We start from the raw sequence: 14,933 nt of genomic DNA on the forward strand, positions 1-14,933 counted from the left end.
GAGTGTTCGAGATGCTGCGCTTCCGTTCGCTGGCTTCCCTGCTGGCCGGCGCCGCCACCATGGCCATCGCCTTCGGTGCTTCCGCCGAGACCATCAAGGTCGGCGTCACCGCCGGTCCGCATGCCCAGATCCTGGAAGCGGTGAAGCCCATCGCCGCCAAGGACGGGCTGGACATCCAGATCCTGGAATTCACCGACTATGTCATTCCGAACCAGGCGCTGGCCGGCGGTGACCTCGACGCCAACAGCTTCCAGCACCAGCCCTATCTGGACAACCAGGTGAAGGACCGCGGCTTCGATCTGGTCAGCGTCGGCAAGACGGTGGTCTATCCGATCGGCATCTATTCCAAGAAGGTGAAGAGCCTGGAAGAGCTGCCGACGGGGGCCAAGTTCGCCATCCCCAACGACCCGACCAACGGCGGCCGCGTCCTGCTGCTGCTTCAGGCCAAGGGATTGATCAAGCTGAAGGACGGCGGCACCCTGAAGGCCTCGCCGATCGACATCGTCGAGAACCCGAAGAAGCTGGAGATCGTCGAGCTGGACGCTGCCCAGCTGCCGCGCTCGCTGGACGACGTGACCGCCGCCGCCATCAACACCAACTTCGCGCTGGAGGCCGGCATCGACCCGGTCAAGGACGCCATCGCGCGCGAGTCGGCCGACAGCCCCTATGCCAACGTCATCGCCGTCCGCAAGGCCGACAAGGACAAGCCCTGGGTTGCCAAGCTGGTGAAGGCCTACAACAGCCCCGAGGTGAAGGAGTTCATCCTCACCAAGTTCAAGAGCGCCGTGGTTCCGGCATTCTGAGATCTGCAAGGGCACGCCCGGCGGCGTCCAGCGCGTCGCCGAGCGTCCCGCCCGGTCGCGGCCCGAACAGCCGCATCGACGGATACCAGGGCCGGCAGCCGGTGCCGAGCGCCGTCCAGTCCCCCGCCGGCCCGATCCGCCAGACCGGCACCCCCAGCGCGCCTGCCATTTCCGCCACGGACGTTCCGGCGGAGACCACGAGGTCCAGCGCCGCCGTCAGGGCCGCCGCACCGTCGAGGTCGTTCTTAAGGTCGATCGGCGGGCGGTGGATCGCGATGCCGAAACGCCGTTCGGCGTCGGCGAGTTCGGCTTCGCACTCGTCATATTGCAGGTTGATCAGACGCAGGCCGGGCAGGGTGAGGATCGGCGCCCAATCGGTCAGGGGGGCATAGTTGGCGTCGCGCAAGGCGCCGCGCAGGCCGCTGCGCCAGCACAGGCCGATGGTGAGGCGGTGATCGTCGTCACCCACCCATCCCCGCCACCGTTCCACCGCCGCGTCGTCCGCGCACAGCCATCCGCCCCGCTTCGCGAAGCCCCCCAGCCCCCAGCCCAGCCGCAGGGGCAGCGACCCGGCGGGTACGTGGCAATCGGCATCCACCGGATCCGCCGTCGCTCCGCGCACCGTCGCCTGCGGGAAGGAGCGCGCGAACAGACCCGCCAATCGCGGCTCGCATTCGATGATGACCCGGTTGGCACGTGCGATCAGGTCGGGGAAGCAGGCGCTGTGCATCAGCTCGTCCCCCACCCCCTGTTCGCGCCAGACCAGCACCGTCCGCCCGGTCAGATCGCCGCCGTTCCAGGCGGGCATGCGGAAGCGCCGGTCGGGCAGGGCCCGGCCTGCGGCGAAGCGGGCCTCCAGCCCGGTCCAGCCGGTGGCAAGCTCTCCCCGTGCCAGCGCCGCATAACCGCGGTTGAAGGCCGCGAGCGTCAGGGTCGGGTCATCCTCCACCGCCCGGCGATAGGCCGCATCGGCTTCGGCCGGCCGGCCGGCGGCATGCAGGGCGTTGCCTTGATTGTAGCGCCACTCCGCCCGTTCGGGTTCCAGAGCCAGGGCGCGGCCCCAGCCCTTCAGCGCGGCGTCTAGCCGGCCCTGCCGCTGCCGCAGATCGGCCAGCCCGGCCCAGCCGGCACCGGTTCCGGGCGCGAACAGGATCACCCGCCACCAGGCCAGTCCGGCGGCTGTGCCGTCGCCCGCCCGTTCCAGCGCCAAAGCGAGGTTGCCCAGCGTGCCGAGATCACCGGGACGGCTCCGGAGCGCACTGCGCAGATGCGCCACCGCCTCGGCCGGCCGGTCGAGCGCCAGCGCGGAGAGACCCAGATTGCTGACGGCCGCCGGGTCGCCGGGTCGCAGGCGCAGAGCGCGGCTGGCCGTGCGCTCCGCCTCGGCGGCATGGTCGGGATGGCGCAGGGCTTCCGCCGACAGGGCGGTCCAGGCCTCCGTCAGTGCCGGGTCGAGGGCGAGTGCCCGCCGGAGGAAGGGTTGCCCGGTGTCGCCCACCCCCTGCCGCGCCAGCCCGGCATTCGCCCACAGCCCGGCATGGAAGGGGGCGAGCCGCAAGGCAGCGCCGGTCGCCTCCGCCGCCTCAAGCGCCGCCCCGCGGGACAGGCGCAGGGCGCCGAGATTGCCGAGCGCCTCGACATCGTCGGGCGCCAGCGTGGCGGTGGCCAGCCAATCGGCCTCGGCGTCGGCCAGGGCACCCATCTCCTGATGGGCCTGGGCGCGGCGCTTGTGGCGGTCGGCGGTCGGCTCCACCGCGATGGCGCGGCTCAGCAGGGCGGCGGCGATGTCGGGACGGCCGGCCTGATGGCCGAGCTGGGCATAGCCCTCCAGCGCAGCCGGCATTTCGCCGCTCTGGTCGAGGATGCGTTGGTAAGCCTTTTCCGCTTCCGGCCAGCGGCCGGACTCGTGCAGGTCGCGCGCTTCGGCCAGCCACTCGTCGCTAGGCAATGCGGGGATCAGCCGGCGCAATTCGCCTGCGACACGGGACAACAGGTCCGCCAGCCTCTCGCCGGGAATTGCGCTCCACAGCCGCATGGAGGGGAACCAGGGCCGCACGCCGCTGCCGAGCGCCGTCCAGTCGCCGGCCGGGCCGAAGCGCCAGACCGGCACGCCCAAGGCTCCCGCCATCTCGCCCACCGAACTCGCCACCGTCACCACGAGGTCGAGGTTGGCGATCAACGCCGCCACACCCTCCAGATCGTTCTTCAGGTCGGTGCCGGGCCAGCGGTGGATTCTGACACCGAGTCGCTCTTCGGTCGCGGCGATTTCCGCCTCGCGCCCGTCATACTGCAGCGTGACCGCGAGCAGGCCGGGCAGGGTCAGCAGTGGCGCCCAGTCGGCCAGCGCGGTGTAGGAGGCCTTGCGCTCCCCCAGCATATTCTGGCTGCCCCAGCAGATGCCGACGCGCAGGCCGGGCCCCAGCGCCGTCAGCCGCTCGCGCCACTCCGCCAGCAGCATGGCATCGGGGGCCAGCCAGGACGGCCGGGCGGGGAAATCGGCCAGGGTCGGGCGCAGCAGGCGGGGCAGCGATCCCATCGGCAGATGGGCGTCGGCGTCGCCGGGATTGGCATCGGCAGGGTCCGCCGTCTGCGCCCGCACCGTGACACCCGGCAGGGCGCGGCCGACCAGCCCGGTCAGGCGCGGATCGACCTCGACCACCAGCATCTCCGGCCCGAAGCGCGCGGAGAGGTCGGGCAGCGCGGTGCCGAACATCAGTTCGTCGCCCAGCCCCTGCTCGCGCCAGACCAGCAGGCGCCGGCCGGGCCTGCCGTCCCAGACCGGAAGGGCGAAGCTGCGCCCGGCCGACACCCGGCGCGAGGCGAAACGGGCCTCATACTCGTTCCAACCCTCCGCCAGCCGACCGCGGCCGAGCAGCCGGAGAGCGAGATTCCAGCGGGCCAGCGCGAAGCCGGGGGCGTGGATCAGCGCCTTGGCGTAGAGCGACTCAGCCTCCTCGCCGCGGCCCTGTGCCTCGCGCAGCAGGGCGAGGTTCACCATCGTCTCGGCATCGCCGGGGTCGAGCCGCAGGGCTTCAAGATGCGTGGCCTCGGCCTCGGCGGCGCGGCCGGTCTCCTTCAGCACGACGCCGAGGTTGGTCATGGCGGTGGCATGGCCGGGGTCGAGCCGCAGGGCATGCCGCAGAGCCGCTTCCGCCTCCGCATAGTCGTCCTGCGCCCGCAAAAGCGTGCCGAGATTGGCCCAGGCCTCGGCATAGCCGCCGTCGAGATCCAGTGCGCGGCGGTAATGGATGGCGGCCTCCGCCAGCCGGTCCTGCTCCTGGAGCGCGCTGCCCAGGCTGTTGTGCGCCTCCGCATAGGCTTCGCGCAGGGCGAGCGCCCGGCGGTATTCCGCCTCGGCCTCCGCCAGCCGGCCCAGGGCGTGGAGGGCAAGGCCGAGGTTGGCGTGCTGTTCCGCCATGCCCGGTCGCCGGGCGATGGCCTGCCCGATCAGGCGGACGGCCTCGGCATCCAGGCCGCGCTGGTGATGCAGAACCCCCAGCAGGTGCAGGGCGTCGGCATTCGCTCCGTCGGCCGCCAGCATGGCGCGGTAGGCGCGCTCCGCCCCCTCCAGATCGCCGGCGCGGTGGTGGGCCAGCGCCTCGCGCAGCAGGACGGCCAATCGGGCGGCCAGTTGGGCAGATGCGGCGGAGGGCGGCATGGGACGGTGGCCGGATCGGAGGAGACGCACCGTCTCGATAGCATGAGTTCGCCAGATTGCGCCCCGGCAAAATCTCACAAGCAATTAAGAGGACTGGTATGGCGCTCTTCAATCTGTATACTTTTGCTCAATTCGGCTTCTTTGACCGATCTCCATCCAAAAGGCGTATATCTTGGGTAAGACCGCAATCATCGTTGACGACAGCAAGCTTTCGCGCATGCATGTGCGGGCAATGGTCTTGCGCAGCAAGCCGGACTGGACGGTGGTCGAGGCTGCGAACGGCGACGAACTCTTCAGGACGTTGCAGGACACGCCGGTCGATGTTGCGATCATCGATTACAACATGCCCGGCGACAATGGCGTGGACACCGCCGCCAAGCTGCGCGGCAGCCATCCGAACGTCCACATCGCCATCATCACCGCCAATGCCCAGGACGCGGTGGTGTCTGGCATCCGCGCGGTCGGTGCCGCCTTCATGCCCAAGCCGCTGGAGGAGGAGCAGGTCGTCCGCTTCCTGAACTCCACCGCCCTGCCGCCGCGCCGCGCCACCCAGGCCGCGCCGGAGTGAGCGCCCCCAATCACGGGAACAGGCCATGCTGAGCGATCTGGAACGCGACGCGCTGGCCGAACTGGGCAACATCGGCATCGGCCGGGCGGCGACTGCGCTCGGCCGCATGCTGGGCGGGCTGGTGACCCTGTCGGTCCCGACGGTGGAGACGGTGCCGCCGGACGCGGTGGCCGCGCTGCTGGACCGTGCGCTGACGCCGCCGCTTGTCGGCATCTCGGAAAAGCTGGACGGCCTGTTCGCGGGATGTGCCCTGCTGGTCTTTCCCCAGGCCGGCAGCCTGCCCCTGGTTGGTGCCGCCCTGCCCCCCGACGTTGCGGCCGAAGACGCGCCGGCGCTGGAGGACGAGGTGCTGGCGGAACTGGGCAACGTCGTGCTGAACAGCGCGCTGGCGCTGGTCGCCAACCTGCTGGGCGAGCCGGTCGAGACCGGGCTGCCGGCGGTGTTCCGCGGCACTGCGGACGAGATCCTGCGGGGCTGTTCGGGCACGGTTCCGACCGCGGAGGGTGCCGCCGTGCTGTTCCACATCGACCTGCGCACCAACCTGTCCGAAGGGGACGGGGGCGGGGATGGGGTCGAGGTTGGCGGGCGTGTGGTCCTGCTGCTCGACGCCGGCTCCGCCGGGGCTTTGCAGGCGACGCTGGGCCGCTATATCGGGCGGCTGGTCGCGTAACGACAACAAGAAGAACCGGCTGGAAGGGCGGGGAAGGACCATGGCACTCATCAAGAAGACCAGGATCGACACGGCGCGCACCGCCCGGACCAGACCCGGCGACGAGGGTCCTGAACGGTCCGTGGCCGAAGCCGCCGCCACGACACCCCCCACCCCGGCCCCTGCCGCCGCGACGCCGAGCGCGCCGCAGCGCCGTCGGGCGCGCACCGATTCGCGCCGCCGCCAAGCCGCCAGCGGCATCGCCGCCGCCTCCACCGAACTGGCGAGCGGCGTCACCCAGGCGGCCACCGCGGCGGAGGAGCTGCGCCGGGCGATGGACCAGATCGCCGCCGGTGCCGAACAGTCGGCCGGCGCCACCCAGCAAAGCCAGCGCATGATCGGCCGCGCGTCCGAACTGCTGACCCGCTCGCGCAACACGGCGGAACAGGCGGTGCTGCGGGTCGAGGCGCTGCAGGCGACGCTGAAGGATGTCAGCGGCCAGATCCTGTCCTCCATCGACGGCATCGTCCGCGCCGCCGAGCGGCAGGAGGCCTCGGTCCGGCTGGTCCGCGATCTGGAGGCCCAGGCGCGGGAGATCGGCGCCATCGTGCAGAGCGTCGCCGCCATCGCCGACCAGACCAACCTCCTGGCATTGAACGCCGCCATCGAGGCGGCGCGGGCCGGCGAGGCGGGGAAGGGCTTCGCCGTCGTCGCCGACGAGGTGCAGGCGCTGGCCGAACGGTCGGAGCGGAGCGCCAACGACATCCAGGCGATGGTCGGCGAAATCCAGCAGGCGGTGGCCGCCATCGCCACCGGGATCGTCGCCTCGTCCGATGCCGCCAAGGCGGAGGTGGAGCGCGGGCGTCGGATCGTCCAGCAGCTGGAAGGCGTCCGGTCGGACATGACGACCATTGTCCAGGGCGCGCAGGAGACGATCCGTGCCGCCGTCGAGGCCGATCAGGCGGCGCGGGAGGCCCTGCGCGGGGCCGAGACGATCGCCGCCAGTGCCGAGGAGCAGTCCGCCGCCGCCGAGGAGGCGCTGAGGACGGCGGGCGAGCAGGCCGTCGCCCTGGCCCAGAGCCAGCGCGCCGCCGGCCAGCTGTCCGAACTGGCCGAGGAACTGGAGGGCACCGCCGACCTCGCCGCCACCGCCGACGAGCTGGCCTCCGCAGCGGAGGAGCTGTCGGCCGCCATCGAGGAGATCAACCGGGGCGCGGCCCAGATCATGACCGCCATCGGCCAGATCTCGGGCGGGGCGCAGTCGCAGAGTGCCGCCACCCACCAGCTGGCCTCGGCGATTGCCGAGATCGACGCGGCGGCGACGCTGGCCGCCGGGCGTGCCGGCGAGTCGGTGGAGCGCTGCACCGCGATGGAAGGGCTGCTGGGCGAAACGCGCGAGACCATCGGCCGGCTGGCCGACGGCATGCTGGAGGCGGTGGACGCCTCCCGCCGGGCCGGTGAGCGGCTGGACGCGCTGGAGCGCATCGGCCGGCGCATCGACAAGGTGGTCGATGCCATCGCCACCGTCGCCATCCAGACCGGCATGCTGGCGGTCAGCGGCTCGATCGAGGCGGCGCGGGCGGGGGAATTCGGCCGCGGCTTCACCGTGGTCAGCGGCGACATCCGCAAGCTGGCCGGCGACAGCGCCGACAGTGCGGAGCGGGTGAAGGACATCGTCCGCGACATTCAGGACCAGATGCTTCGGGTGCGCCGCGACGTCGAGGAGGTGTCGGCGACGGCGGTGACGGAGATCGCCCGCCACCGCGCCTTCGGCGTCACATTGACCGCCGGGGCGCAGGAGCTGCGGGTGGTCACCGCCGGCAGCCGCGAGATCCTGGACGCCGCCACCGAGACCACCACCGCCCTGCGTGAGACCCGCGTCGGGGTGGAACAGGTCGCCGCCGCCGCCGCCGCCGCGAACCTCGCCGGTTCCGAAGCGGCGAAGGCGGCACGTGAGCAGGCGAAGGGGGCCGAGGAGCTGGCGTCGGCGATCGAGGAGATCGCGGCGATGGCAGACAGCCTGCTGGGCGCGGTTTGACCGCCGTGGCCGGGGGGGATGCGGCCGCCGTGGCCGACGGCGCCCTCGCCTTCGTTACGGTGGCGGTCGGCGATCTGCGCCTCGCCCTGCCGCTGGCGGCGGTCCGCGCGGTGATCCGGCTGCCGGAGCTGGTGCGCATCCCGCTGGGGCCGCCCGGCCTGGACGGGTTGGCCCAGTGGCATGGCGAGGCGGTGCCGGTGCTGGACCTTGGGACGGCGCTGGGGACCAGGGTGTCGGGCCGGCCGGGTGATGTCCCGGCCACGCGGGAGACGCGGGTGGTGCTGGTCGGGCATCGCGGCCAGCCGGTCGGGCTGCGGGTCGACGCCATGGCCGGCATCCTGCGTACCGCCCCCGACCGCATCGACCCGGTGACGCAGGAGGAGGGGGGGCTCGATCCCGTCCTGCTGGACGGTCTGCTGCGCGACGGCCCGGCCACCATCCTGAAGCTGGACGTGCTGATCGACCGCCAATTCGGCGATGGCGCAGAAACGGAGCGGACGGACCGGGGCACCGCGTCGGCGCCGGCCGGGTTCGCAGCGGCGCCGGACGGGAATACGGCGTCGGCCGACGGGTTCGACCGGCAGGCCCTGCTGGTGTTCGGGGTCGCCGGGCAGGAATTCGCCCTGCCGGTGGACCGGGTGCGCGAGGTCCTGCCGGCCCCGCGCGAGGTCGCCCGCATGGCGCGGGCCAAGGCGCATCTGCTGGGGGTGATGGCGGTGCGCGACCGGCTGCTGCCGCTGGTGGGGTTGCGCGCCCTGTTCGGGCTGGATGCGGCCGGCGAACAGGCGGCCGGGCGCCGCGTCGTCGTGGTGCGGGCGGGGCTTGGGACAGCGGGGGGCGGGCAGGCGCCGGTCGGGGTGCTGGTCGACGAGGTGCGCGAGATCCTGCGGCTCGACCCGGCGCTGATCGACCCGGTGCCGCCACTGCTGGCCCGCGAGCCGGAGTTCGAGGATCTGGACGGCATCGCCCGGGCGGATGGCGGAAGTGGCGCTGTCCGGCGGCTGGTGTCTGTGCTGTCGGCGGAGCGGCTGTTCCGCCATGGTGCTGCGATCGGCGGCGATTCGGGCGGAGAGGGAAGCGGGATGGAGCCGGCGCGGCCTGCGGAGGAGAATGGCGGCGGGGAACGCTTCGTCGTCTTCCGCCTCGCCGGTGCGGAGTACGGTTTGCCGGTCTCCGCCGTGCGCGAGGTGCTGCGCCGGCCCGATGCCATCACGCCGCTGCCCAATGCTCCCGACTTCGTCGCCGGTGTCCTGAGCCTGCGCGGCGAGGTTTTGCCGCTGATCGACCAGCGCCGGCTGCTGAACCTGCCGGCCGCCGCCACCAACCCCGCCTCCGGGCCGGAGCGCGGGCGGGTGGTGGTGGTCGGGCGCGACGGGCTGCTGGTCGGGCTGCTGGTCGACGGGCTGTCCGGCTTGCTGACCGTCCCGGCCGGGCGGATCGGTCCGGCTCCGGCGGTGTCGGCGGCGCAGCGCCGGCTGATCCGCCGGGTCGCCACGCTCGATGACGGCAGCAAGGACGGCGGGAGCAGGAACGGCGCCCGCGCCCGCATGATCCTGCTGATGGACGCGGACAGCCTGCTCGACATGGACCGGCTGGCCGATCTGCGTCTTGCCCCGCAATGAGTGTTGGATGGGGGGCGGCGTGCTGACGGTTCTGGTGGTGGACGATTCCGCGTTGATGCGCCGGCGCATCGCGGATCTGTTGACTGATGCCGGCTTCCGGGTGGAGACCGCCGCGACGGGGGAGGAGGCGCTGGTGCGCCTGCCGGTGCTCGACCCGGATGTGGTGACGCTGGACGTCACCATGCCGGGCATGGACGGTCTGGCCTGCCTTGCCCGCATCATGGTGGAGCATCCCAAGCCGGTCGTTATGGTTTCCGCCCTTACCGCGGCGGGGGCGGAGGAGACGCTCGAGGCGTTGCGGCTGGGAGCGGTGGAGGCGGTGCAGAAGCCGTCCGCCGGCTCCATCGGCCGCATCGGCGAGGAACTGGTAGAGACGGTGCGCGCCGCCGCATCCTCCCGCCCGCGCCGTGTCCACGGTCTGCGCGAACGGCTGCGGCTGGCCCGCGCCCGCATCGCCGGGGAGGATTTCGTCGCGCCGGCGCCGGCGGCGGCATCGTCAGTGGCGGCCGCGGGCGATGACGGCGGGGGGGTGGTGCTGGTCGGCGTGTCGACCGGCGGTCCCGGCACGCTGGAGGACATCCTGCCGCTGCTGCCCGCCGGTTTCCCCTGGCCGGTGGTGGTGGCCCAGCATATGCCGGCCGCCTTCACCGCGACGCTGGCGCGCCGGCTGGACGAGCTGTGCGCGCTGCGGGTGGTGGAGGTGGAACGGGCGACGGCGCTGGAGCCGGGCATGGTCGGCATCGCCCGCGGCGGCGCCGACGTGGAGCTGGCGCGGCGCGGCGGACGGCTTCAGGCGGTCTGCGTGCCGGCATCCCCCGACCGGCCCTGGCACCCCAATGCCGACCGGCTGGTGACCAGCGCCCTGCGGCTGCTGCCGCCCGACCGGTTGGTGGGCGTCCTGCTGACCGGCATGGGCAGTGACGGGGCGGCGTCGATGGCCGACCTCCATGCCCGCGGCGGTCGCACCATCGCCGAGTCGGAGGACAGCGCCGTCGTCTTCGGCATGCCGCAGGAGCTGATCCGGCGCGGTGGGGCCGGCGTCGTTCTGCCGTCGGACCGGATCGCCGGCCAGCTGACCCGCTGGCTGCTGCCCGTCGCGCGGCGTATCGGCACGGACTAGGGAGTGACGCCATGGGACTGGTGAAGAAAAAGGCCGCTCCGGACGCCGCTCAGGCCGGCCCCCCGGCCGGGACCGGGGCTGCGCGCGATCCGCTGGCCGCGCTGGAGGATGCCGACATCGCGATGCGCCGCGATGTCGCCCATGCGCTCGGTCATGCGCCGTCGCCGGGAGCGGAGGCGGCATTGGCCCGCCGGCTTCAGGCGGAGGGGGATGCCGGCGTGCGCGAGTCCATCCTGACGGCGCTCGCCCGCATCGCCACATCGGATGCGGCGGCGGCCCTGGTCCCCTTCCTCGACCGCGAGGACGCGGCTCTGCGCAACGCGGCGCTGGAAAGCCTGCAACAGATGCCGGCCGAGGTCGCCGCCCCGGCGTTGCTGCCGCTGCTCGACCATGGCGACGCCGACCTGCGCATCTTCGCGGTGCAGGGGCTGGGCAGCCTCCTCCATGCCAGCCGGGCCGACTGGCTGGCCCGGGTGATGGAGCGTGACGCCGACGTCAATGTCTGCCTCGCCGCCGTGGAGGCCCTGGCCGAGGCCGGCAGCCCGGAAGCGCTGTCCAGCCTGGAGACGCTGGCCCGCCGCTTTCCCGAGGATGCTTTCGTCGCGTTTGCCGTCGATACCGCCCGTTCCAGTTTTCGTGGCGGGTGACGGTGAGCGACACCGAACCGCAAGCCCTGTCCCCGGAGGAGTATGCGACGCTCTGCGGATTCCTGCGGGACCGCACCGGCCTGTCCTTCACCGAGGCCAAGCGCTATTTCGTCGACCGCCGCGTCGCCGCCCGCATGCAGGCGGTCGGGGCCGCGGACCTGCGCACCTACATGAATCTGCTGCGCTTCCAGGCGTCGGGGGAGGAGCTTCAGCGGCTCGTCAACCTGATGACGGTGAACGAGACCTATTTCTTCCGCGAGAAGTACCAGTTCGACTGCCTGGTGAACTCCGTCCTCGACGAGCTTGTGCGGGGGCGGCCGAAGGGGGCGCGTCTGCGCATCTGGTCGGCCGGTTGCGCCACCGGGGAGGAGCCCTATTCCATCGCCATCATGCTGCTGGAAAACTGGCGGCGTGTGGACGATTACGAGATCGAGCTGCTGGCGTCGGACATCGACAGCGCCGTGCTGGACCGCGCGCGCGAGGGCATCTATGACGAGCGCGCTTTGCAGGGGCTGCCGGCCCATCTGCGCGCCAAATATTTCCAGCCCCAGCGCGGACCGGCCGAGGCCGGCGGGCCGCGCTGGCGGATCGTCGAGGATCTGCGGGACTCGGTCGATTTCTCGCTGGTCAACATCGTCGACCCGCAGCAGGTGCGGGCTTTTCGCGGGATCGACGTGATCTTCTGCCGCAACCTGCTGATCTATTTCGACGATCTGGGCCGACGGGAGGCGGCGAGCATGTTCCACGATGCCCTGGCGCCGGGCGGCTTCGTCTGTCTCGGCCATTCGGAAAGCATGAGCCGCATGTCCTCGCTGTTCGTTCCGCGCCGCTTCCCCGACGCCATCCTCTACCAGAAGCCGGTGGATGGAGGTGGAGCATGAGCGGGCCGCGTGTGCTGGTGGTGGACGACGCCGTGACCGTGCGCGCCTTCAGCCGCCGCGTGCTGGAGGCCGACGGCTTCGTGGTGGACGAGGCGGTGAACGGCATCGAAGGGCTGGAACGCGCCATGGCCACCCCGCCCGATCTGGTGATCGTCGACGTCAACATGCGCAAGATGGACGGCTACACCATGCTGCGCGTGCTGCGGCGCGACCCGAGCCTGCGCGACGTGCCGGCCATCATGATCAGCACCGAATCGAAGGACAGCGACCGCGACCAGGCACTGCTGGCCGGCGCCAACTGGTATATCGTCAAGCCGCCGCGCCCGGAGGTGCTGGTGGAGGCGGCGCGGCTGCTGACCGGCCGTCCTCTCGATGCGGAGGGCAGGCCATGAGCGAGCTGTTCGACCAGTTCGTCGTCGAGGCGCAGGAGCTGCTTGAGACCGCCGGCGCCGCCCTGCTGGCGCTGGAGCGCGATCCCGCCGACCGCGCCTCGGTGGACGAGCTGTTCCGCGCCTTCCACACGCTGAAGGGGGCGAGCGCCCTGTTCGACATGGCGCCCTTCACCCGGCTGGTCCATGCCGGGGAGGACACGCTGTCGCTGCTGCGCGACGGCCGGCGCGCCATGACCCCCGAGCTGGCCGACCGGTTGTTCCGCGCGCTCGACCAGTGCGCCCGCTGGGTGGCGGCGCTGGAGGAGGCCGGCGCGCTGCCCGGCGATGCCGGGCAAGCGGCGGGGACGCTGGTGCGCGGGCTGTCGGGTGAACCGGCGGGCGGGGATGCCGCCGTCGATGGCAGGGCGGCGGACGCTTTTCCCTGGGCGGCGGCGTTGACGGACGCGGAGCGCACTGCCGTGGGCGATGGCGCGCTGACCGCCATCGACTACACTCCCGACCCGGAGTGCTTCTTCACCGGTGACGACCCGCTGGCGCTGTTCCGCCGGGTGCCCGACCTGCGGCTGCTGCGGATCGAGCCGGTGGAGCCGCTGCCACCCCTGGCGCAGATGGACCCCTACCGCTGCATCCTGCGCTTCCACGCGCTGAGCGGTGCCGGGATGGAGGCGGTGACGCCGGCCTTCCGCAGCGTGCCCGATCAGGTGCGGATCGGCAGCGTCGTGCTGGCCCCTGTCGTGGCATCGCCTTCCGCCGCGGCGCCGGACTCGCTGGCGGCGGCCATGCTGGCCGAGCAGGCGCGCATCCTCGATCTGCCCGGCGGCACCGCCGAGCGGCAGGCCCGCGGCGCCGCCGTCGCCCGTGCGGTCGCCGCGATCCTGACGGCGCTGGGACGCCCGATGGAGCGTGGCGCCGTTGAGGCCGCCTGCATCGATGGCGGGACGCTGCGCCGCTTCCTTGTGGATGGACCGGCGGAAAGGCAGCCGGTCGCCGAACCGCGCCCCGTCGCTTCCACCGCCTCCTGGGCGTCGCGCCGCGCCCTGCGGGTGGAGCCGGAGCGGATGGACGCGCTGATGGCGCTGGTCGGCGAACTGTCGGTGGTGAAGGGACAGCTGGGGCCGCTGGTCCGCCGCGCCGGAGACGGCGACCTCGCCCGCGACCTGAAGGGATTCTCCGCCCGGCTGGACGGTCTGGTCGGCGACCTGCGCCATGCCGCGCTGCGGCTGCGCCTGCTGCCGCTGGCCCGCGTTTTCGATCCGCTGCCCCGGCTGGTCCGCGACACCGCCCGCCGGCTGGACAAGACGGTCGAGCTGGTGCTGGAGGGGGCGGAGACGGAGGCCGACAAGGACATCCTCGACGTGCTGGGCGAGCCGCTGCTGCATCTGGTGCGCAACGCGCTGGACCATGGCATCGAGTCGCCGGAGCGGCGGACCGCCGCCGGCAAGCCGCCGGGCGGGACGCTGCGGCTCCGCGCCTTCCAGGACAAGGGCGGCGTGGTGGTGGAGGTGTCGGACGACGGCGCCGGCATCGACCCCGCCGCCATGCGCCGCGCCGCCGTCGCCAAGGGGCTGCTGGAGCCGGAGGCCGCCGCTGCCCTGACCGATGCCGACGCGGTGCGGCTGGTCTTCGCCCCCGGATTCAGCACCGCCGGCAGCGTGTCCGACCTGTCCGGCCGCGGCGTCGGCATGGATGCGGTGCGCGCGGCGGTGGAACGGGCCGGCGGCCGGGTCGAGATCGCCTCGACTCCCGGCAGCGGTACCCGCGTGCGGCTGGCGTTGCCGCTGACGCTCAGCATCACCCGCGTCGTGGTGGTGGAGGCGGCGGGATCGCTCTACGGCATTCCGGTGGCGGTGGTCGGCGGTGTCCAGCGGGTGGCGCGGACCGAAATCCGCGCGGTGAAGCGGGCGGAAAGCGTCGTGCTGCGCGACCGGGTGGTGCCGCTGGTGCGTCTGCGCCGCCTGCTGGGCCAGCCCGATGACGGGCGCGGGCGCGAGGCCGACTGCGTGGTTCTGGCCGAACTGGGCGACGGGCCGGTCGCCGTGGCGGTGGACGATGTCGGCGAGCGCGCCGACGTGGTGCTGCGCCCGATGAGCGGGGTTCTGCGGGGCTTGCGCGGCTATGCCGGCACGGCGGTGCTGGGCGATGGCCGGCTGATCCTGGTGCTCGATCTGCGGGAGCTGTTGTGATGCCGATCCGCTATGACGCCGACCTTGCCCGCTTCGAGGCCGCCTGCACGGTGGAGGATGCCCTGCCGCTCGCCGAATGGCTGGAGGCGACGGTGGCCCCCCGCATCGACCTGTCCGCCTGCACCGATCTGCACACGGCACTGCTGCAACTGCTGCTGGCGGCAAGGCCGGTGCTGGCGGCGGGGCCGGCGGATGCGTTTCTGGCCCGGTGGGCGGGAGCGGTGCTGCGAGTGGAGTGATCGTCGCGGACATCCCGTTCCGGGCCGTCAGTTCCGCCTTTGATTCGATTCACGCGGCCGCAGCAACCGGCCGTGCCCCTGAACGAAAACGGGCCCCTCCCGGTCGGAAGGAGCCCGTTCTGTCTGAGGGTGC

The 14,933-nt window shown here is 72.4% G+C and carries 12 protein-coding genes; 11 read left to right on the forward strand and 1 reads right to left on the reverse strand.

Annotation, left to right across the window (positions count from 1 at the left end; genetic code table 11):
• Window positions 1-11: 11 nt before the first annotated feature.
• Window positions 12-803, forward strand: coding sequence for a MetQ/NlpA family ABC transporter substrate-binding protein (locus tag E6C72_RS26675; protein ID WP_109084361.1), 792 nt, complete (start codon window positions 12-14; stop codon window positions 801-803).
• On the opposite strand, the gene E6C72_RS26680 is transcribed toward E6C72_RS26675, so the two are convergent.
• The gene (locus E6C72_RS26680; RefSeq protein ID WP_109084362.1) at window positions 775-4,461 is read right to left on the reverse strand and encodes a tetratricopeptide repeat protein; all 3,687 of its coding nucleotides are present in this window, start codon (window positions 4,459-4,461) and stop codon (window positions 775-777) included. The genes E6C72_RS26675 and E6C72_RS26680 overlap by 29 nt on opposite strands.
• Window positions 4,462-4,633: 172 nt before the next feature.
• Between E6C72_RS26680 and E6C72_RS26685 the strand changes: the two genes are divergently transcribed.
• From E6C72_RS26685 to E6C72_RS26730, 10 genes are read left to right on the forward strand one after another with little or no spacing between them, the layout of a single operon-like run.
• Window positions 4,634-5,029 (forward strand): response regulator transcription factor, encoded by a 396-nt coding sequence (locus E6C72_RS26685; RefSeq protein ID WP_109084363.1) that lies wholly within the window; start codon window positions 4,634-4,636, stop codon window positions 5,027-5,029.
• Window positions 5,030-5,054: 25 nt separating this feature from the next.
• Entirely contained in the window at window positions 5,055-5,699 is a 645-nt protein-coding gene (locus tag E6C72_RS26690) for a chemotaxis protein CheC (protein ID WP_109084364.1), read from the forward strand.
• Between the two features lie 40 nt (window positions 5,700-5,739).
• Window positions 5,740-7,716: a methyl-accepting chemotaxis protein gene (locus tag E6C72_RS26695; protein ID WP_109084365.1), complete on the forward strand. Its 1,977-nt coding sequence runs from the start codon at window positions 5,740-5,742 to the stop codon at window positions 7,714-7,716.
• Window positions 7,717-7,745: 29 nt separating this feature from the next.
• Window positions 7,746-9,338, forward strand: coding sequence for a chemotaxis protein CheW (locus E6C72_RS26700; RefSeq protein WP_247875499.1), 1,593 nt, complete (start codon window positions 7,746-7,748; stop codon window positions 9,336-9,338).
• A 19-nt stretch (window positions 9,339-9,357) separates the two neighbouring features.
• Window positions 9,358-10,458, forward strand: coding sequence for a chemotaxis-specific protein-glutamate methyltransferase CheB (cheB, locus tag E6C72_RS26705; RefSeq protein ID WP_247882177.1), 1,101 nt, complete (start codon window positions 9,358-9,360; stop codon window positions 10,456-10,458).
• Between the two features lie 11 nt (window positions 10,459-10,469).
• On the forward strand, window positions 10,470-11,105 hold the full coding sequence (locus E6C72_RS26710) for a HEAT repeat domain-containing protein (protein ID WP_109084368.1): 636 nt from the start codon (window positions 10,470-10,472) through the stop codon (window positions 11,103-11,105).
• A gap of 2 nt (window positions 11,106-11,107) precedes the next feature.
• A complete protein-coding gene (locus E6C72_RS26715; RefSeq protein WP_109084431.1) occupies window positions 11,108-11,986 on the forward strand; it encodes a protein-glutamate O-methyltransferase CheR in 879 nt (292 codons plus the stop codon).
• Entirely contained in the window at window positions 11,983-12,378 is a 396-nt protein-coding gene (locus E6C72_RS26720; protein ID WP_109084369.1) for a response regulator, read from the forward strand. The genes E6C72_RS26715 and E6C72_RS26720 overlap by 4 nt, the downstream gene beginning before the upstream one ends.
• Window positions 12,375-14,561: a chemotaxis protein CheA gene (locus E6C72_RS26725; protein WP_109084370.1), complete on the forward strand. Its 2,187-nt coding sequence runs from the start codon at window positions 12,375-12,377 to the stop codon at window positions 14,559-14,561. Before E6C72_RS26720 ends, E6C72_RS26725 begins: the two co-directional genes overlap by 4 nt.
• Window positions 14,561-14,800: a hypothetical protein gene (locus tag E6C72_RS26730; protein ID WP_109084371.1), complete on the forward strand. Its 240-nt coding sequence runs from the start codon at window positions 14,561-14,563 to the stop codon at window positions 14,798-14,800. The genes E6C72_RS26725 and E6C72_RS26730 overlap by 1 nt, the downstream gene beginning before the upstream one ends.
• Window positions 14,801-14,933: the final 133 nt, after the last annotated feature.

Source organism: Azospirillum sp. TSH100 (assembly GCF_004923295.1).
Lineage (GTDB): Bacteria > Pseudomonadota > Alphaproteobacteria > Azospirillales > Azospirillaceae > Azospirillum.

Bases quoted from the DNA above. Each gene is read 5' to 3' on its own strand.
- E6C72_RS26675 (WP_109084361.1), top strand. From the start codon at position 12: ATGCTGCGCTTCCGTTCGCTGGCTTCCCTGCTGGCCGGCGCCGCCACC.
- E6C72_RS26680 (WP_109084362.1), bottom strand. From the start codon at position 4,461: ATGCCGCCCTCCGCCGCATCTGCCCAACTGGCCGCCCGATTGGCCGTC.
- E6C72_RS26690 (WP_109084364.1), top strand. From the start codon at position 5,055: ATGCTGAGCGATCTGGAACGCGACGCGCTGGCCGAACTGGGCAACATC.
- E6C72_RS26695 (WP_109084365.1), top strand. From the start codon at position 5,740: ATGGCACTCATCAAGAAGACCAGGATCGACACGGCGCGCACCGCCCGG.
- E6C72_RS26710 (WP_109084368.1), top strand. From the start codon at position 10,470: ATGGGACTGGTGAAGAAAAAGGCCGCTCCGGACGCCGCTCAGGCCGGC.
- E6C72_RS26720 (WP_109084369.1), top strand. From the start codon at position 11,983: ATGAGCGGGCCGCGTGTGCTGGTGGTGGACGACGCCGTGACCGTGCGC.
- E6C72_RS26725 (WP_109084370.1), top strand. From the start codon at position 12,375: ATGAGCGAGCTGTTCGACCAGTTCGTCGTCGAGGCGCAGGAGCTGCTT.
- E6C72_RS26730 (WP_109084371.1), top strand. From the start codon at position 14,561: ATGCCGATCCGCTATGACGCCGACCTTGCCCGCTTCGAGGCCGCCTGC.